The organism is Acidiphilium sp. JA12-A1, assembly GCF_000724705.2.
In the GTDB taxonomy this organism is placed as follows: Bacteria; Pseudomonadota; Alphaproteobacteria; order Acetobacterales; family Acetobacteraceae; genus Acidiphilium; species Acidiphilium multivorum.
In genome coordinates, this window is sequence record NZ_JFHO01000261.1 from 1 (window position 1) to 570 (window position 570).

At 79.3% G+C, this 570-nt stretch carries 1 protein-coding gene; it reads left to right on the plus strand.

The genetic code is table 11. The features are described 5' to 3' along the window. Positions 1–570: hypothetical protein (locus tag RT91_RS21120; protein ID WP_205409001.1), on the plus strand; the 570-nt coding region annotated here is incomplete at both ends.

The window sequence follows — 570 nt, forward strand, 5'->3', positions numbered from 1 at the left end:
GAGCCACCGGAGCCACCGGCGCGACGGGTGCCACCGGCGCGACGGGTGCCACGGGTGCGACGGGTGCTACGGGTGCCACGGGTGCGACAGGTGCCACCGGCGCCACGGGTGCCACCGGCGCGACGGGCGCGATGGGTGCCACCGGCGCCACGGGCGCGATGGGTGCCACGGGCGCGACGGGTGCCACCGGCGCAACCGGAGCCACCGGCGCCACGGGCGCGATGGGTGCCACAGGCGCGAYGGGTGCCACGGGCGCGACGGGTGCCACGGGCGCCACGGGTGCCACAGGCGCAACGGGCGCGATGGGTGCCACGGGCGCAACCGGAGCCACAGGTGCCACGGGTGCCACGGGTGCCACAGGCGCGACGGGTGCCACCGGCGCGACGGGTGCCACAGGCGCCACCGGCGCAACGGGTGCCACCGGCGCGATGGGTGCCACGGGCGCCACCGGCGCAACCGGAGCCACCGGCGCAACGGGTGCCACGGGTGCCACAGGTGCCACGGGCGCGATGGGTGCCACCGGCGCGACGGGTGCCACGGGCGCCACCGGCGCGATGGGGGCCACAGGCG